The sequence below is a fragment of the Mycobacterium paraintracellulare genome (assembly GCF_000276825.1).
GTDB classification, from domain to species: Bacteria; Actinomycetota; Actinomycetes; order Mycobacteriales; family Mycobacteriaceae; genus Mycobacterium; species Mycobacterium intracellulare.
In genome coordinates, this window is record NC_016948.1 from 245,022 (window position 1) to 261,856 (window position 16,835).

At 68.3% G+C, this 16,835-nt stretch carries 16 protein-coding genes and 1 tRNA gene; 2 read left to right on the forward strand and 15 right to left on the reverse strand.

What is annotated here, in order from left to right:
• Positions 1–6: 6 nt before the first annotated feature.
• From OCQ_RS01160 to OCQ_RS01210, 11 genes are all read right to left on the reverse strand, one after another.
• Entirely contained in the window at positions 7–1,887 is a 1,881-nt protein-coding gene (locus OCQ_RS01160; RefSeq protein WP_008263063.1) for a galactan 5-O-arabinofuranosyltransferase, read from the reverse strand.
• Positions 1,888–1,889: 2 nt separating this feature from the next.
• Positions 1,890–2,654: a decaprenylphospho-beta-D-erythro-pentofuranosid-2-ulose 2-reductase gene (locus tag OCQ_RS01165; protein WP_008263064.1), complete on the reverse strand. Its 765-nt coding sequence runs from the start codon at positions 2,652–2,654 to the stop codon at positions 1,890–1,892.
• Positions 2,655–2,665: 11 nt separating this feature from the next.
• Complete coding sequence (locus OCQ_RS01170) at positions 2,666–4,048, reverse strand: FAD-binding oxidoreductase (RefSeq protein WP_014378866.1); 1,383 nt, start codon at positions 4,046–4,048, stop codon at positions 2,666–2,668.
• Between the two features lie 91 nt (positions 4,049–4,139).
• On the reverse strand, positions 4,140–4,562 hold the full coding sequence (locus OCQ_RS01175) for a GtrA family protein (protein WP_008263066.1): 423 nt from the start codon (positions 4,560–4,562) through the stop codon (positions 4,140–4,142).
• A gap of 41 nt (positions 4,563–4,603) precedes the next feature.
• Positions 4,604–5,083: a GreA/GreB family elongation factor gene (locus OCQ_RS01180; protein WP_008263067.1), complete on the reverse strand. Its 480-nt coding sequence runs from the start codon at positions 5,081–5,083 to the stop codon at positions 4,604–4,606.
• A gap of 91 nt (positions 5,084–5,174) precedes the next feature.
• Entirely contained in the window at positions 5,175–6,635 is a 1,461-nt protein-coding gene (locus OCQ_RS01185) for an HNH endonuclease signature motif containing protein (RefSeq protein WP_008263069.1), read from the reverse strand.
• 42 nt (positions 6,636–6,677) lie between these two features.
• A complete protein-coding gene (gene wzm, locus OCQ_RS01190; RefSeq protein WP_008263070.1) occupies positions 6,678–7,508 on the reverse strand; it encodes a galactan export ABC transporter permease subunit Wzm/RfbD in 831 nt (276 codons plus the stop codon).
• Entirely contained in the window at positions 7,505–8,476 is a 972-nt protein-coding gene (gene glfT1, locus OCQ_RS01195) for a galactofuranosyltransferase GlfT1 (protein ID WP_008263072.1), read from the reverse strand. Before glfT1 ends, wzm begins: the two co-directional genes overlap by 4 nt.
• Positions 8,473–9,270, reverse strand: a complete 798-nt coding sequence (gene wzt, locus OCQ_RS01200) for a galactan export ABC transporter ATP-binding subunit Wzt/RfbE (RefSeq protein ID WP_008263074.1) — start codon at positions 9,268–9,270, stop codon at positions 8,473–8,475. The genes glfT1 and wzt overlap by 4 nt, the downstream gene beginning before the upstream one ends.
• 20 nt (positions 9,271–9,290) lie before the next feature.
• Complete coding sequence (locus OCQ_RS01205; protein WP_225323837.1) at positions 9,291–9,743, reverse strand: bacterial proteasome activator family protein; 453 nt, start codon at positions 9,741–9,743, stop codon at positions 9,291–9,293.
• A gap of 78 nt (positions 9,744–9,821) precedes the next feature.
• Positions 9,822–11,795 (reverse strand): DUF6541 family protein, encoded by a 1,974-nt coding sequence (locus tag OCQ_RS01210; protein ID WP_008263079.1) that lies wholly within the window; start codon positions 11,793–11,795, stop codon positions 9,822–9,824.
• 129 nt (positions 11,796–11,924) lie between these two features.
• On the opposite strand from OCQ_RS01210, the gene OCQ_RS01215 reads away from it, so the two are divergent.
• Positions 11,925–13,121, forward strand: coding sequence for a cysteine desulfurase-like protein (locus OCQ_RS01215; RefSeq protein WP_008263081.1), 1,197 nt, complete (start codon positions 11,925–11,927; stop codon positions 13,119–13,121).
• On the opposite strand, the gene OCQ_RS01220 is transcribed toward OCQ_RS01215, so the two are convergent.
• Positions 13,118–14,086, reverse strand: coding sequence for an NAD(P)H-quinone oxidoreductase (locus tag OCQ_RS01220; RefSeq protein ID WP_008263084.1), 969 nt, complete (start codon positions 14,084–14,086; stop codon positions 13,118–13,120). The two genes, OCQ_RS01215 and OCQ_RS01220, sit on opposite strands and share 4 nt — an antisense overlap.
• Before the next feature lie 37 nt (positions 14,087–14,123).
• On the opposite strand from OCQ_RS01220, the gene OCQ_RS01225 reads away from it, so the two are divergent.
• Positions 14,124–14,210: transfer RNA gene (locus OCQ_RS01225), tRNA-Ser, on the forward strand.
• Between the two features lie 8 nt (positions 14,211–14,218).
• Here the strand turns inward: OCQ_RS01225 and OCQ_RS01230 are convergent.
• From OCQ_RS01230 to lipE, 3 genes are read right to left on the reverse strand one after another with little or no spacing between them, the layout of a single operon-like run.
• The gene (locus OCQ_RS01230) at positions 14,219–15,337 is read right to left on the reverse strand and encodes an Rv2629 family ribosome hibernation factor (RefSeq protein WP_008263086.1); all 1,119 of its coding nucleotides are present in this window, start codon (positions 15,335–15,337) and stop codon (positions 14,219–14,221) included.
• Positions 15,338–15,376: 39 nt separating this feature from the next.
• Complete coding sequence (locus OCQ_RS01235; RefSeq protein WP_008263089.1) at positions 15,377–15,565, reverse strand: hypothetical protein; 189 nt, start codon at positions 15,563–15,565, stop codon at positions 15,377–15,379.
• A gap of 28 nt (positions 15,566–15,593) precedes the next feature.
• Positions 15,594–16,829 carry a lipase LipE gene (lipE, locus tag OCQ_RS01240; protein WP_008263090.1) on the reverse strand — a complete coding sequence of 412 codons (1,236 nt, stop codon included), beginning with the start codon at positions 16,827–16,829 and terminating at the stop codon, positions 15,594–15,596.
• Positions 16,830–16,835: the final 6 nt, after the last annotated feature.

Below are 16,835 nucleotides of genomic sequence, written 5' to 3' on the forward strand. Positions count from 1 at the left end.
CGGTGGTTACGCCCCCGGTTTGCGGATGGCCAGCACGAAGGGGCCGACGCTGCGGACGTCGAAGCGCGGGCTGTCGAACAGGGCGCCGCGCAGATCGACGGTGTAGCGGCGCACGTTGGGCTGGTTGGGGTAGACGTCCTCGGCCAGCCGCAGGGTGTAGTTGCCGTTAGCACCGCGGCGCATCAAAAAGACCGTCGGAGGTGGCCAGGGGCAGGCATCCAGGGCGTGGATCAGCTCGTCGGCGGTCTTGAGTTTGGACCACTTGTCGATCTGCGCGGCCCGCAGGTCGAATTGCGCGAGCGGGTTGGCGTAGTGCGAGGTGAGCCCCTGGAATCCCCAGTAGGGGTAGAACGACAGGAAGCTGTAATCGGCCGTCATCACCACGGTCTGGTCGCGCGGCTTGCCGGTCACCTGCGTGATGTCGTGATCGATTGTCGCATAGAACTTTTCGGCGCTGGGCGGCCGCCGGTCGCCGCGCTGCCCGTTGCCGTCGGTGTCGGTGTAGGCGATGGTGAGGTCGGGGCGTAGCACGTCGGGGATGTCCTGGCTGAACGCGATCGCGGCGGTTAGGCCGATGGCGCCGGCCACCGGGACGATCGCGCGGCCGCGCGGCTTGAGGGCCAGCGTCGCCTCGAGGAAACCGAAGGCCCCGGCGGCCACCAGCAGCACGCTCAGCGTCGGCTGCAGCCGGAACGACAACAGAGTGACGCGCGCCAGCGTGGTGAGCATCGACAACAGCGACCACAGGTAGATCGCCACCACGCCGATGGCCAGCGCACCGGCCCGCACCGAGGAGCGCGCCCGCACCACCAGCCACAGGGTGCCGATCATGGCGACCACACCGAGCAGCGTGAACTGCAGCATCGGGAAGGTGAGCTCGGCCCCGTCGGCCGGCAGGTAGTGGGCGGCGCCCCCGGTGTTGCTGATCGGACTGCGCGCCGCTCGCACCAGGAACGGCAACCAGGTCGTGCAGCCGATCACCACGGCGATGCCGGCGATGACCGCCAGGCGTCGCAGCGGATCGAGCGCGGCCTTCACGCCGTCCCGGTGCCACCGCACCCCGGCCAGCCACAGCGCCATCAGCCCGATCGCGAACGCGCTGAACCCGAACAGCAGCGTGTACCAGGTGGCCGTCCACCCCAGGAAAATCCCTGCGCCGATCACCGCGCCCCAGCCCGCGCGCCGGCCCGCGTCCGGACGGTCCGCGGCCCGCAGCCCCGACCAGGTCAGCACCAGCACCGGCGGCAACAGCACGGTGATCATTGCCGAGTAGGGCTCGGGCGAGCCGTACGCCAGCGTGACCGCGGCCGTCGCGGCGGTGACGATCAGCGCGTACTCGAACCGGACCATCCGCCACCACAGCACCAGCGCGACCGCGACCGCGACGGCGATCGAGGTGATGGCCCACGGTTTGAAGACCTCCCACGCCGGCGTCCCGGACAGCGCCGCCGCGCGCCCGCCGATCCAGAACCAGCCGGGCGGGTAGAACGGCGGCAGCCCAAGGTAGGTCATGTCGCGCAGGGCGGGGCTGTCGGCGAGCCGGGTGACGTATTCGGTGCGGAACTGCTGGTCGACGGAGATGCCGAACAGATACAGCTTGGTGGCCCCCAGCGGCATGCCCAGGGTGACGACAGTGAACGCGGACACGAACACCAGCCCGCCCAGCTGGGCGATCAGCCGGTGCCCGCGCCGCCACACCCATCCGGTGGCGACCAGGCCGGCCAGGCAGCCGACCTGCCCGACGGTGGTCAGCGCGTGCAGTTGGTTGGACGACGGAAAGGCCGGCCACTGCACGCCAGAGATGGCGATCAGCGACACCACCGCGACGGCCACCGCAACCAGCGCCGCCAAGGCCATCTGGCCGAGGGTGGCCAGCGCGTTGCGCATGATCAGATTGGCAGCTTGCGGAAGATGGGACGCGGGACGTGTCGCAACACCATCATCACGTAACGGAATGCTGCTGGTGCCCAAACCAATTCCTTACCCTTTGCGGCCGCGGTGACCGCGAGGTTGGCGACGTACTCCTTGTCGACGGTCAGCGGCGCTTCCTTGACGTGCGCGCTCATCCGGGTACGCACCTGGCCGGGGCGAATCACCAGGACACGAACCCCGAACTCGCGCAACGCTTCTCCTAGCCCCAGGTAGAAGCCGTCCAGGCCCGCCTTGGTGGAGCCGTAGACGAAGTTGGACCGTCGCACCCGCTCACCGGCCGCCGAACTCATCGCGATGATCTGGCCGAAGCCCTGCGCCCGCATCTTCTCGGCTAACAGCACGCCCACCGAAACCGCTGCGGTGTAGTTGATTTCGGCGGCCAGCACGGCCTTGTGCTGGTTTTGCCACAGCTCCTCGGCGTCACCGAGGATGCCGAAGGCGACGATGGCCACATCGACATCACCGTTGGCGAACGCCTGATCGATCATCTTCGGGTGGGTGTCGGGGTCGGTGGCCTCGAAATCGATCAGCTCCACCGACCGCGCACCGGCGGCCTTCATCTGCGCCACGGCGGCGTCGCGGCCCGGGTCGTTGGGCATGGCGGCCAGCACGATTCGCGCGTGCGCGTTCTGCAGGTAGCGCTCGCAAATGGCCAGCCCGATCTCGGAGGTGCCGCCGAGCAGCAGGATCGTCTGCGGATTCCCCACGGCGTCTAAAACCATTGGCGCACCATCTAGAGCAGCTCCAAACGTCGGGCCATGTCCGAGGCGAACACCCGTAAGGGGTCGACCTTGCGGCGTACCGCGATCCATTCGTCGATGCGCGGATACATGGCGTGGAAGGTTTCTGCGCTGACACGGGAGTCCTTGGCGGTGTAGACCCGTCCGCCGAATTCCAGTGCGCGCCGGTCGAGTTCGTTGAGGAACTCGTTGATCCCGGGCTTGTTGGGGAAGTCCATCGCGACGTTCCAACCGGCCATCGGGAAACTCAGTGGTGCGCGGTTGCCCGGGCCGAAAAGCTTGAACACGTTCAGCGCCGAGTAGTGGCCCGTGGTTTGGATCCAGCGGATGATGTCCTTGAATTCGTCCATCGCGTTCGGCGGGACCAGGAACTGATGCTGGGCGAAACCCCTTGGGCCGTAGGCGTTATTCCAGCCGCTGACCAGATCCAGCATGTGGTAGAACTGCGACAGGTTCTGGATCTTGCCCGAGTAGGTTCCGCCCAGCCGGTAATACGTCTCGCCGATGGCCATGAACGACAGCTTGTTCATCGCGCTCACCGGAAACACGTTCGGCACCGTCAGCAGCTGCGGCGCATCGAATTTCAGCGGGTTCTTGGCGAGCTTCTTCGGCAATTGGTCCAGCTTCGCCAGGCTGCCGCGGCTGACCGCGGCCCGGCCGAGCTTCGGGGGCGGACTGATCAGGTCGAACCACGCGCTGGAGTAGGTGTAGTTGGCTTCGCTGCCGTCCAGGTGCACGGCCACCGTCTCGTCGAGATCCTTGGTGGCCACGCCGTCGGCGATGAAATAGGCCGTCTCCGTGGGCGTCATGGCGATGGTGGCGCGCAGCACGATCCCGGTCAGGCCGTTGCCCCCGACGGTGGCCCAGAACAGCTCGGCGTCGTCGCCGTCGGGGGTGATGGTGCGCACGGAGCCGTCGGCCATGAGCAGGTCCATCGACCGCACGTGGTTGCCGAAGCTGCCCGCGCTGTGATGGTTCTTGCCGTGGATGTCGCAGGCGATCGCCCCGCCGACGGTGACCTGGCGGGTGCCCGGCAGCACCGGGACCCAGAGCCCGAACGGCAGCGCCGCCTTCATCAATTGGTCCAGGCTGACCCCGGCGTCGACATCGACCAGCCGGGTGTCGGCGCTGATCGAGTGAATGCGGTTGAGCGCGGTCATGTCGATCACCAGGCCGCCGCCGTTTTGCGCGTTGTCGCCGTAGGAGCGGCCCAGCCCGCGGGCGATCACGCCCCGGCCGCCCGAGCCGGCCGCCCGGGCCACCGCCTTGGCGATCACCTCCGGATCACGGGTGGACAGCACCTGGGCCACCGACGGTGCGGTGCGCCCAAAGCCCATCAGCCGGGTGGGCTTGGTCACGGGATCGGTGCTCGACATCGTCAAAGAGGGTACCGCCTGCTCCGGCGGCGATGCGGGACGCAGGCGCCCCGCTGAGGAGGCGGGCGATCCGGGCTGGGCCGGAGGCGGCTCAGTGGATGCGGAAGATCACGGCCCGCTGCACGACGAAGTTGATCACCGTCGCGGTGCCCTGCGCGATCACGAACGCGACAGGGATCGCCCACGCTTGGTAGTGCAGAAACGCCAGGCACAGGTGGTTCAGCCCGACCTGCACGGCGAAGGTGATGGCGTAGAGGACCATGACCGCGACGAACCGGGCGGTGCTGGGGGGCGCCTGGAAGGTCCACCGGCGGTTGATCAGGTAGGCGGTGATGGTGCCGACGATGAAGCTGATGGACTTGGCCACGTCGACCTGTACGTGCGCCGCTTTGAACAGCAGCACGTAGAGCCCGAAGTCCACGATCCCCGCCAGGCCGCCGGTGACGACGAAGCGCGTGACCTGTGTCGTCAGACTCAGGCGCGCCGGCGCGGCCGGGGACTCGGGGGGAAGCATTGGGGGAGTCTAACGGGACCGCCGGGCACCGGCGGGCAGCGTCAGCGGGGCAGTTTGACCGCGATCAACTCGACCTGGTTCTCGCCCTGGGGCGTCGAGTACGTCACCGTGTCGCCCGGCTTGCGCCCGGCCAGGGCCTGGGCCAGCGGGCTGCGCGCGGTCAGCGTCTCGGCCTCCCGGCCGACGGGCGTCTCCTCGACGATCGAGATCACGTGCATGGTGACCACTTCGCCGTCGGCGAACCGCAGTGTCACCTCGGTGCCGCCGGGCAGCGTCGCCGAGGAGTCGGAGTCCGGCGGCCCGGCCCGCAGACGCCGGTCCAGTTCGTTGATCCGGTCGGAAAGCACCACGAGTTCGTCGGCGCGCTGGATCGCCTCGGCCGCGTCGCCGTGATCGCCCACCATCCCGCGGTCGTTCTTGACTTCGGCCTCGAGGCGGTCGCGCCGCTGCCGCAGCCGGTCCAGCTCGGCTTCGAGGTTGTTCCGCGCGGCGTCCGCTGCCGATGGGGCTTTCTTGCTCACGTCCGTGGACCTTTCGCCCGGTGTGCTCAGGTGGCGTACCAGTGTGACACCACGATGAGCGACCCGCCACCATCTGCGGGAGAACCGGACATCAGAAGGGCGGCGGGTCGTTGTTGTGGGGCGCCGACCGCTCGGCGTGACGCGCCGCCTCGGCGCTGAAGCGGGCCTCGTTGATGCCGCGCTCCCAGCGGACCCGGGCGGCGCGATCCTCGGCGCGGGTTCGCTGCCGGACGGGCATCATGACCCCCCGGTTCTGCGAGGGTGCGGGCGCGACGGCCGGCAGTGACAGCGTCCCGGTCGGGACCGCCAGCGCCGGAAAGTACAGGCTGCCACCAGGTTTGGTGATGTACGTATGTCCCGTCGGCGACGTCCACACCACGGTGCCGTCGGGCAGCTGGCGATCCCGCCAGCCGTCGGGGCCCGTATAGAACGTCTTGAGCAGGTGATGGTGGCGGCAGAGCAGCTTGAGGTTGGACGGATGGGTGGGGCCGAGCGGAAACGGCACCGTGTGGTCGATGTCGCAGACGTCGGCCGGGGCGTCGCAGCCGGGGAATCGGCATGTCAGGTCGCGGAAGCGGACGAATTCGGCCAGCGCGGTCGACGGCCGGTACCCGGGCTCCGCCCGGTCCGGCGGCGGCGAGAGCGGCTTGGTCTTCGCGACACCAGCCAACTCGCGCAGCGAGCCCGTCGGCAACGGACCGAACCCCGGCAGCAGCGCCGGCGCGCGCGCCTCGCCGCCGACCGCGGCCGGCTCGGCCAGCACATGGACCACGACATTGGTTCCCGGGGGCCGCTGCGCCGCAGGGCAATCCGGGCAGCCACAGTCGCAGCGCAAGACCGTCTGCCCGGCGGCCATCGCGCCCATCGCATCGGCGCGACGCTGGGCCTTGGTGCGGGAATCGTTCCGGCACACCGAATCGGCCAACGCGTCGAGCGCGCGGTCCACCGCGGCGGCATCGGTGGGACGCACCCTCGCCGAGATCTCGGCCAGCCCCGGGCTGATGGGCCCGATCTCGACACGGCGATCTTGACTGCGCATCCCCGGCACGCGCACCCCTGCGGGATCGATGCGCGCCACCCACATGTCAATGCGCTCGGCCATTTTCGGCCCCGACAGCCGCATCCATTTCGGCGCGTGCCGGGCGACCGCGGCGTCTAGCCGGGCGATCAACTCGGGGTCCTCGATCAGCTCGGTGCGGTACACCACCGCCGCCATCAACCGGAAATCGATGTGGCCCTGGGCGAAGACCTCAGCGACCCGGGGCAGCCGCTCGCGCAACGCGATCGCATAGTGCAAGCGCCCGGACGCGCGGCCCCGACTGATGCCCAGCGCGGCCGCCACCTCGGCGACCACGTTCTCGTGTCCGTCGACCGCCCAATTGAAACGGTCGGCGTCGTCGTCCGGCGCCCGACGCGCATACAGCTCGCCGATCGCCGCCAACTCGCGCGCGCAGTGCGCGTTCTGCGCCCGGGCCGCCGCGGTGACGCGGTCCAGCACACCGGCGTCGTCGACGCCCTGAAACGCCAGGTCACGCGGCACTGCTTCGAACATACGTTCGATGATAGCGCCGCCCTGTGACAAGTCAGGGAAACGCTAAACCCAGTAGGGCACCCGGGCGCGGTACTGGCGCATCGCGAAGGCCGCGAACACCCAACCGACGGCCGTCAACACCAGCACCACGGCCCAGTGCCGCAGCTCCTGGTGCGCCCCGAGTAGCGGCGCGCGAACGATGTCGAGGTAGTGCAGCAGCGGGTTGAGTTCGACGATGCGGGACCACCGCCCGGCGCCCTGCTGGCGCAAGGTGTCGTCGTTCCAGATGATCGGCGTCATGAAGAACAGCAACTGCACGACGGAGAACAGCAGCGGACCGATGTCGCGGTAGCGGGTCGCGAGGATGCCGAAACACAGTGACACCCAAATGCAATTGAGCACGATCAGCGCCAGCGCCGGGAGCACCGCGAGGTCGGCCCACGACCATGGCTTGGGATAGATCATCGCGATCACCGCGTAGATGACGATGTTGTGCGCGAACAGGATGACCTGCCGCCACACCAGTCGGTAGACATGCACGCTCAGCGGGGTGGGCAGCTGCTTGATCAACCCCTCGTTGGCGACGAACACGTCGGCGCCCTCCAGGATGGCGGCGTTGATCAGGTTCCAGATGATCAGGCCCAGCGTCACGTACGGCAGATGCACGGACAGCTCGAGGTGAAACAGCTTGGAGTACAGGCCACCCATGGCCACGGCGGTGGTGCCCGTCGCGATGGTGATCCAGAACGGCCCCAGCACCGAGCGCCGGTAACGCTGCTTGATGTCCTGCCAGCCCAGATGCAGCCAGAGCTCGTGACGACGGAAACCGTCGACCAGGTCGCGGCGGGCCCGGGTGAATGTCCGCGACTGCGCCGCCGCGTCAAGGAACGTCATCGGGCTCCTCCCGGTCTGGATGGTGGCGACCCGCTTCGCCCGGCTCCGCCGCGCTCGCGATCCCCACTAGGCCGCCCGAACTGTTCACGACGCCCCAAGCGCCGCAACCGGATCCACTCGGCCAGGCCACGGGGGTCGCGACGGGTCACCAGAAAGAACCAGCCGAACCGGACCCATTCCTGAACCACCAGCTTGCGCAGCCCCGGCTGTGACTGCAGGTAGCCGCGGTTGCGGTAGGTGAAGAACCGCTTGGTGGGGTTGTCGGGATATTGGGTGTGCATCCGGCCGCCGAGAATCGGGCGGAACTCGTCGGATCCGCACGGGTGCAGGTAGACCGCGTCCAGGCAGGTTCCGAACGGCAGGCCGGAACGCACCAGCCGCCGGTGTATTTCGACCTCGTCGCCCCGGATGAACAGCCGCAGATCCGGGACACCGACCGATTCCAGCGTGGCCGCCCGGAACAGCGCGCCGTTGAACAACGACGCGATGCCGCGCAACAGGTCCTGCCCAGTTTCGGTGCGCAATTCGCTTGCGCGCCTGCGCCATACCAGGCCGCGGCGCAACGGAAACGCCAACCGCTCGGCATCGTCCATGTTGCACACCATGGGTGACACCTCGGCCAGGCCGTGCTTGTCCGCGCACGCCAGCAGGGTGGCAAGGACATGCGAATCCTGCGGGCGCCCGTCGTCGTCGGCCAGCCACACCCAATCGGCGCCCAGGGCCAACGCGTGCAGCATGCCCAACGCGAAACCGCCGGCTCCGCCGAGGTTGCGTCGCGATCCCAGATAGGTCGTCGGAATGGGTTTTCCCGCAACCAGTTCGCGGACACGGCCGTCACCGGAGAAATCGTTGTCCACGACGATGAGGTGGTCGGGCAGCCGCGTTTGCGTGCTCAGCACATCGAGGGACTTGGCCAGCTCGTCGGGGCGCCGGTGGGTGACGACGACGGCGACGACGGTGTCGCTCATGGCTGTCCGGCCGTCTCGGCCAGCACCTCGCGCACGTGCCGGGCCGCATCCTCCCCCTCGTACGCCCGCACGACGTCCTCGATGCCGCCGGTCATGCGGATCACACCGTGGTCGATCCACATCGCCGTCTTGCACAGCCGGGCCAGGAATTCGTTGGAGTGGCTGGCGAACACCAGGATTCCGGACCGCTCCACCAGCCCCTGCAACCGCGACTGCGCCTTCTTCATGAAGTCGGCGTCCACCGCGCCCAATCCCTCGTCGAGCAACAGGATCTCGGGATCGATGCTGGTGACCACGCCCATCGCCAGCCGGACCCGCATGCCGGTGGAATACGTGCGCAGCGGCATCGACAGGTAGTCACCCAGCTCGGTGAACTCGGCGATCTCGTCGACCTTGGACTGCATCTGCTTTCGGGTCTGCCCGAGGAACAGGCCGCGGATGATGATGTTCTCGTAGCCGGAGATCTCGGGGTCCATCCCGACGCCGAGATCGAAGATCGGCGCTACCCGCCCGGTGACCTGCGCCCAGCCCCGGGTGGGCTCATAGATGCCCGAAAGTAGGCGCAGCAGAGTCGATTTCCCCGCTCCATTGTGGCCGACCAGGCCGACCCGGTCGCCCAGCTCGAGGGACATGGTGATGTCCCGCAACGCTTCGACGACGACCACGTTGGAGTTGTTGCGTCCGATCGTGCCGCCCGCCTTGCCCAAGAAGGCCTTCTTCAACGAACGCGACTTGGCGTCGAAGATGGGAAATTCGACCCACGCGTTGTGCGTCTTGATGTGAGGACCCGACACCGTGAACTACTCGAGGTCGCTTACAGGTACTGGCCGTGCCCGGGCGCGCCGCCCGCCTTGCCGACGCCCGGGGGGAGCGCGCCCTGGCGCATCTTTTCCAGCTGGGCGCGGGCGGCCATCTGCTGGGCGAACAGCGCGGTCTGGATGCCGTGGAACAGCCCCTCCAGCCAGCCCACCAACTGCGCTTGGGCGATGCGCAATTCGGCGTCCGACGGCGCGGCGTCCTCGTTGAAGGGCAGGGTGAGGCGGTCGAGTTCCTCACGCAGTTCCGGCGCCAGGCCCTCTTCCAGTTCCCGGATGCTGGTGGCGTGGATCTCACGCAGCCGGTTGCGGCTGGCGTCATCCAGCGGCGCTGCGCGCACTTCCTCGAGCAGTTGCTTGATCATGGTCCCGATCCGCATCACCTTTGCCGGCTGCTCGACCAGATCGGTCAGGGAGCGCTCGTCGGAGTCATCGTCGGTGATCGCCATCATCCGCGGGTCGACGCCGCCGATGATTTCGACGTCGTCGTCATCGTTGCGGGTACTCAAAACTTCACCATCCTTCGTGGACTATGGGTGTGGCGTCGTGCCGCTTGGTCGCCATTCATAAATTCGGGCGCCGCCATTGTCGTAGATCAACGCCCACGACTTCGACTTATCCAATGACACTAGTCCGTCGGGTACGGCGAACCCCCGGACAGTCGGCGCACTCGTGTAGATGTACCGGATATTTAGCGCCTTGATCGCTTCGAGGACCCTCGGATCGGAATCGCCCCGCCGCGCCGAGGTCCAGAAGATGTAGCGGTTGGGACCGGGCCCCATCTGTTGCGGGTAGTCGTAGTGCGTCCAGAGCGGGTGCAGATCGGCGACGGCGTACATCCACGCGGTACCGTCGGTGTTGGCGTTGCCGATCAGGGTCTCGCGGGCCCCGGGGAGCTTGGCCAGATACGCCATGGCCATCAGATCGCGTTGGTCGATCATCACCGAGTCGTATTTGTCGCCGAACAACCACAGGTGCCGATAGAGGTAGTGGCGCGCGCTGAGCACCGTGGTCGCCACCAGCAGCACCGCGGTGACCGACACCCAGACCGGGGCGGGCAGCGGTTTGAACCGGTCCGACAGCCGTCGGGCCCCGGCCACGACGCCGATCACGATCGCGAACAACGCGATGCCGGCCATCGGCTCCAGCAGCAGGGTGGTGGCGGCCGCGATCCGGCGCGGATCCTTGTAGAAGAACTCGCCGAACATCCCGGCCACCGCGCCGACGGGGCCACCGATCGGATTTCCTGCGTCGACGTTCACCACGATCAGCAGCAGCCACAGGGCCAGCGGCCACCAGATCCGCTTGACCAGCAGGATGACACCGCCGATGGCGGCCAGCGCGATCAGCCCGTATTGGACCGGGAAGTCGTTGAGGTGGCGGGAGTGCTGGAAGACGGCGTCGAACAGCCCCCGCTTCTTGCTGAGGTAGGTGAGGAACGAGTGCCCGGCGATGATGTCTTCCTGTTCCTGCACGCTGATGAACTGCGGCAACAGGATCAACCCCGACACCACCGCGACGCACGCCAGGGCCGCCACATCGGCCAGCCTGCCGCGCACGGGACGCCACAGCGCATCCAGGAGCCACCAGGCCAGCAGCAACAGCAGCACGATCACACCGCCGGTGATGTGCACCGACATGACACCCACCAGCGCCAGCACGGCCGCGGGGATGCGGTCGCGGTGCCGCAACGTGGAGGTGATCAGCACGAACGCCGGCACCGCGGCGCCGTAGGCGGCCAGGTTGGGCATCGCGGCGACGGCGAACTCGACATAGGGGACCGCCGTGAACGACGCGGCCAGCGTGGCTGCGGTCGCCGCGGCCCCCGCGCTGCGCCATTCGTCCCAGGTCGGGCGCAGCACCCGCCAGGTGAGCATCGCCGCGCCGGTCGGAAACAGCCACACCGATGCGGCGACCGAGCTCAACGTGTAGCCCGTGGTCGGCGCCGCCCCGGTCAGCTGGCAGAACACCGCGGTCAGCGCGTGGAACACCGACGGGTAATACAGCGTGTGGTGCGTCTCGACGTTGCGCAGCTCGCCCATGTGGGTGGAGGACGCCTGGCCGGTGTCGAGGATGAACCGCACCTCGTTGGCGTGCCACACCGCATCCCAGGTGCTCGGGATGGTCTGCCAATGACCGTCCAGGCCGCGGTAGGCGGCCCACATGATGAGCAGGGCCCCCAGCGCCACCCCGGCCGCCACCGTGATCGCCGGCCAGCGGCCGATCCTGCGGGTCTCGGCGTCGCGGTCGCGGTAGCGGCCGAGCAGCAGTTGGAAACCGGTCATCACCAGGCACATGACGACCAACGCGGCCAGCGCGGTCCAGCCGTTCCACGGTATTCCGATGGCACCAAACGGAATAATGGCGAGCGCAACCACGCCGTAGGTCAGCGCCGGGCCCACCGCAACAGCGACCGGCCAAGACAACTGACTGATACGTGCGATGATCGCCCCGGGCGCTATCAGCAAAAACAATGCAATGAGCGTTCCGAACCAGAGCCCCACTCGACTAGTATGGCTGGCCGGGTGCCCTGGCTCGGGAGGCCACCGACTGGCCGGAACGGCTTGGACCCTTTCAAGGCACCCGCTACCGTCGCAGTTTCGCAAAAACGCGAAAGCTTTAAGGTGGCCCACATGGCATACGACGTCGCCCGGGTGCGCGGACTGCATCCGTCGCTGGGTGACGGGTGGGTGCACTTCGACGCTCCCGCCGGGATGCTGATTCCCGACTCCGTCGCGACGACGGTGTCGACGGCTTTCCGCAGGTCTGCGCCCACCACCGTGGGGGCGCACCCCTCGGCGCAGCGCAGCGCCGCCATCTTGGAGGCGGCCCGGGCGGCCGTGGCCGATCTGTTCAACGTCGAACCCGCCGGCGTCGTGCTGGGCGCCGATCGCGCGATCCTGCTGTCCGCGCTGGCCGAGGCGTCGTCGTCGCGCGCCGGCCTGGGCTACGAGGTCATCGTCAGCCGCCTGGACGAGGAAGCCAACATCGCCCCGTGGCTGCGGGCGGCGCACCGGTACGGGGCGAAGGTCAAGTGGGCCGAGATCGACATCGAGACGGGCGAGCTGCCGACGTGGCAGTGGGAGGGCCTGATCGGGAAGTCGACTCGGCTGGTCGCCGTCGCCTCGGCGTCCGCGACGATGGGCACGGTCACCGACCTGCGGGCGATGACCAAGCTGGTGCACGACGTCGGCGGCCTGGTGGTGGTCGACCATTCCGCCGCGGCGCCCTACCGGCTGCTCGACATGAGGGAAACCGACGCCGACGTGGTGGCGGTGAACGCCGCCGCGTGGGGCGGCCCGCCGATCGGCGCGATCGTGTTCCGCGATCCGCTGCTACTCAACTCGTTCCATTCCATCTCGGCCGACCCCAAGGCCACGGGCGCGGCGCGGCTGGAGATCGGTGCGCACCAGTTCGGGCTGCTGGCCGGGCTGGTCGCCAGCATCGAGTACCTGGCGTCGCTCGACGAATCCGCCCGCGGCACCCGGCGCGAACGCCTGGCGGTGTCGATGCAGTCCGCCACCTCGTACCTGAATCGGATCTATGACTACCTGATGGTGTCGTTGCGCTCGTTGCCGTTGGTGATGGTCATCGGCCGCCCGGAGGTGCGGATCCCGGTGGTCAGCTTCGTTTTGAACGGCGTGCCCGCCGAACGAGTGGTGCAGCGGTTGGCGGACAACGGGATTCTGGCCGTCACCAACGAAAGCTCCCGCGCGCTCGACGTGCTGGGCGTCAACGACATCGGCGGCGCGGTCACCGTCGGGCTGGCGCACTATTCGACGACGGCCGAGGTCGACCAGTTGGTGCGCGCGCTGGCCTCCCTGGGCTAGACCGTCAGGACGATCTTCCCGGTCACCTTGCCGTCCACCAGTCGCTGGTGCGCGTCGCCGGCCTGCTGAATGGGCAAGCGGGCGCCGATGATCGGCCGCACCCGTCCGTCGGCCACCATGGGCCACACCGAGGCCGTCACCGCCTGCACGATGTCGCTTTTGCTGTTCGCCCCGGTGGCCGGACGGCCCCGCAGCGTGGTGCCGATGACCCGCGCCCGCTTGGCGAGCAGTTTGCCGATGTTGAGCTCGCCCTTGACGCCGCCCTGCATGCCGATGATGACGAGCTGCCCGTCGCTGGCCAGGGCGTCGATGTTGCGATCCAGGTAGGCCGCGCCCATGATGTCGAGGATCACGTCGGCACCGCCGGACTCCTGTAGCCGCGCGACGAAGTCTTCGTCGTGGTAGTTGATGGTGATGTCGGCGCCCAGCTCGCGGCAGAAGTCGAGCTTCTCCGCCGAGCCGGCGGTGACCGCCACCCGGGCCCCGAGCGCCCGCGCGATCTGGATCGCGTGGCTGCCGATGCCGCTGGCCCCGCCGTGCGCGAGCAGTAGCTGGCCCCGGCTCAGGCCCGCGATGAGCACCACGTTCGACCACACCGTGCAGGCCACTTCGGGCAGCCCGGCCGCGTCGACGAGGTCCACACCGGACGGAATCGGCAGCACCTGGCCGGCGGGAACGGCGACGTACTCGGCGTACCCCCCGCCCGCCAGCAACGCGCAAACCTCTTGCCCCGCAGACCATTCCGTGACACCGTCGCCGACTTCGGTGATGACACCGGACACCTCCATGCCGATGATTTCGCTCGCGCCGGGCGGCGGCGGGTACTTGCCGGCGGCCTGCAGCACGTCGGCGCGATTCACACCGGCGGCGGCCACCTTGACCACGACCTCGCCGGGCCGAGCGGACACGTCGGCCACTTCTTGCCAGGACAGTTGACCGGAGGATTCGGCGACGATGGCTCGCATGGCGGCCACGCTACCGGCCCCCGTTACCCTTGTCCGTGGTGGCGTGGCAGAGCGGCCTAATGCACTCGCCTTGAAAGCGAGAGACGGCTAAAACCGTCCGGGGGTTCAAATCCCTCCGCCACCGCCCTGAAGTTACTCGACGCTCTGGTGCAGCGTCGGCGCGTAGCGCAGCACCGCACCGATCCCGTCGGCCGGCGAGATCCGCTCGTCGGTGCGCACCAGGGCCGCGCCCACCGAAATCGCCGATACCGGCAACGCCTCGTCGGCCCGCAGCGTCTTGGCGGGAGCGGCGCCCTGCTCCGACAACACGTTCTCATCGGGGGCGACGGTCGTCAGGCCCTCGTCGGCCACCACGGTGGCGTCGCCGATGTCACCGATGATCAATGTCTCCACCGCGCCCTGGCGCAGCGCCGAGCACACCGGACCGAGTCCCTCGGCCGCCAGCCCGGACTGCCGCCCGATCTCGGCGGTAAACCGTTGTGCCGCATCGTCGATCGTGCGCAGCTGGCGTTTGACGAACTCGTCCTCGATGGCCTGCTCGATCTCGCCGAAGTCATGCCCGCTGTGCCGCGCCCCAACCTCGAGGGCCACCGCGCGGTCGTGCAGTCGCTCCGGCAGCGCGGCCAGCAGGTCGGAGCGCGACCGCACCTCACCGACCACGAAGATCACCTCGATCGCCTTGTCGTCGGCGAGTTCGGCGACGCGATCGGCGACCGCACGCACGTTCTTGCGGGCGGCCTCGTCGGTGCGCAGCTGGGGGTCGCCGTATCCGGCGGTCTCGGCCCCCGCGGCCTTGTGCACGGGGTAGCCACCGCCGTCGACCGTCTCGGTGCGCAGCGTCCCGCCGAGGTGGGTCATGATGTCGGCGCCGCTGTGGTCGACGACCACCAGGACATAGTCCGGGTGATCGAAGCTCTGCTCCAGAATCGGTACCAGGTAAGGCAATTCGGACACCCGGACCACGCTCGCGGCGGGGCCGCGAGCCAGGTGCTCGTTGATCACCACACCGTCGGCGCTGGCGATCACCGCCCGTCCACTTCGGCCGATCGGGGGACGCAGGTTCATGGCCGCGTCCTCGATCGCGGCGATCACCGCGGCGTCGGCGTGTGCGCGTTCGAGGTCTTCTTTGATCGCCCGCCACTTGAGCTCGAGTTGAGCCTCGGCGTCATGGGTGTCGTGCGAGTCGTCGAAATACACCGAAACGAACGGCCCCGGTGCGTCCAGCAGCTTGCGGAAGCGTTGCGAGTCCATGCCTTGTTGGTTGCCCCGCGAGCCGGAGCACAAACACCGTCAGCTTCGATCGCCCTCGCTGTCGTCGAAGAAATGCCAATCGCCGTCGTGCTCGACTTCCATGCGCCAGCCGAGCTCGCTGTTGTCGGCCTTGTTGTCGACGAACCATGCGTGTGCGTCGTCGGCGCTGTCGATGTCTTTCGTCGCGACGACGTCGCCTTTCGGATTGAGCACTCGATAGGTAGCCATGCCGGCAGGGTTCCCACTGCCGTGGCCGTTAACCGGTGGGGATTTCGGCGGCGATCGTGTCCATCAGGGCCGTGTACCGGCGGGCTTCGGGATCCCGCCCGGGTTTGCCGCTGCTCACCACCCCGGCCGCCAGCCCGCGCGCGGGGTCGGCCCAGATCGCGATGTTGACCAGGCCGAGGTTGCCGAAGGCGTGCGGCGCGTTGCGCCCGAAGGGTCCCCACCGGTTGGTGCCGAGGATGTAGCCGGTGCCCCAGCGGGCCGGTTGCAGCCCGACCGCGAAATCCGGTCGCAGCCTTCGGCATTCGGCTATCGCGCCGTACATGGTCTCCGGTCTGATCACCCGCACACCGTCGAGTTCGCCTCCGCGACGCCAGATCTCGGCGAACCGCGACATCTCCTGGGCGTTCGACACCGTGTTGGACGACGGGATGATGGTGGTCAAGAACAACTTGGAGTTCGTGTACGGAATGATCTCGTGCACGGTTCCGCCGATCGCCTTGCGGAAGATCTGGGCGACCACCGGCGGTAGCGTCCGCCCGGTGGCGTGGCTCGGCGCCACCAGCGCCACGTCCTTCTCGGCGACGCCGAAGTTGGTCCAGCGGAAGCCGAGCGGGTCGAGGATCTCGGTGCCCAGGATTTCGCGAATTTCCTTGCCGGTGGCCGCATACACGATCTCGCGCACCAGCGGACCCCAGGTCAGCGCGTGGTACATGTGGAACAGCCCGGGACGGTACAGGGGCCGCAATTCGCCGAGCTTGCGTTGCGCGTACTCGTGGTCGTCGGCGCGCGTGACGTCCGGCCGCGGGCCGGTCGGGAACGGCAGCCCGGCGCTGTGCGTCATCACGTGCCGGATGGTGATCCGGTGCTTGCCGTGGCTGGTGAAGGTGGGGATGTAGTCGCAGACCCGGTCGTCGAGTGAGAAGACGCCGCGCTCGGCGAGCATGTGTACCACGGTCGCCGCCATCCCCTTGGCCGCCGAGTACACGCAAAACGGGGTATCGGGCGTGACGGGGATCCGCTCGGCGTCCGGTGGGTCGCTCGGGGCGTTGCCCCAGCCGTGGCCGATCGCGCGGTTGAGCACCACGCGCCCGTGCTGCCGCAGGCACAACTGGATCGCCGGATGGAACCCGGCCCGGTACCAATGCCGCGCCGCCTGCCAGATCCGGTCGATGGCGGCGCTGTCGATTTCGGAGTGGTCTTCCGCACCGATCGTCGTCACCGCGTCCAGGTCGGCCGGGACGCGGATCTTGCCGTCAGGAGTCACTTCAGC

Bases quoted from the DNA above. Each gene is read 5' to 3' on its own strand.
- OCQ_RS01205 (WP_225323837.1), bottom strand. From the start codon at position 9,743: ATGATGGCGATCACCGACGATGACTCCGACGAGCGCTCCCTGACCGAT.
- OCQ_RS01230 (WP_008263086.1), bottom strand. From the start codon at position 15,337: ATGGACTCGCAACGCTTCCGCAAGCTGCTGGACGCACCGGGGCCGTTC.
- wzm (WP_008263070.1), bottom strand. From the start codon at position 7,508: ATGACGTTCCTTGACGCGGCGGCGCAGTCGCGGACATTCACCCGGGCC.
- OCQ_RS01215 (WP_008263081.1), top strand. From the start codon at position 11,925: ATGGCATACGACGTCGCCCGGGTGCGCGGACTGCATCCGTCGCTGGGT.
- OCQ_RS01160 (WP_008263063.1), bottom strand. From the start codon at position 1,887: ATGCGCAACGCGCTGGCCACCCTCGGCCAGATGGCCTTGGCGGCGCTG.
- OCQ_RS01235 (WP_008263089.1), bottom strand. From the start codon at position 15,565: ATGGCTACCTATCGAGTGCTCAATCCGAAAGGCGACGTCGTCGCGACG.
- OCQ_RS01220 (WP_008263084.1), bottom strand. From the start codon at position 14,086: ATGCGAGCCATCGTCGCCGAATCCTCCGGTCAACTGTCCTGGCAAGAA.
- OCQ_RS01175 (WP_008263066.1), bottom strand. From the start codon at position 4,562: ATGCTTCCCCCCGAGTCCCCGGCCGCGCCGGCGCGCCTGAGTCTGACG.
- OCQ_RS01185 (WP_008263069.1), bottom strand. From the start codon at position 6,635: ATGTTCGAAGCAGTGCCGCGTGACCTGGCGTTTCAGGGCGTCGACGAC.
- OCQ_RS01170 (WP_014378866.1), bottom strand. From the start codon at position 4,048: ATGTCGAGCACCGATCCCGTGACCAAGCCCACCCGGCTGATGGGCTTT.
- glfT1 (WP_008263072.1), bottom strand. From the start codon at position 8,476: ATGAGCGACACCGTCGTCGCCGTCGTCGTCACCCACCGGCGCCCCGAC.
- OCQ_RS01165 (WP_008263064.1), bottom strand. From the start codon at position 2,654: ATGGTTTTAGACGCCGTGGGGAATCCGCAGACGATCCTGCTGCTCGGC.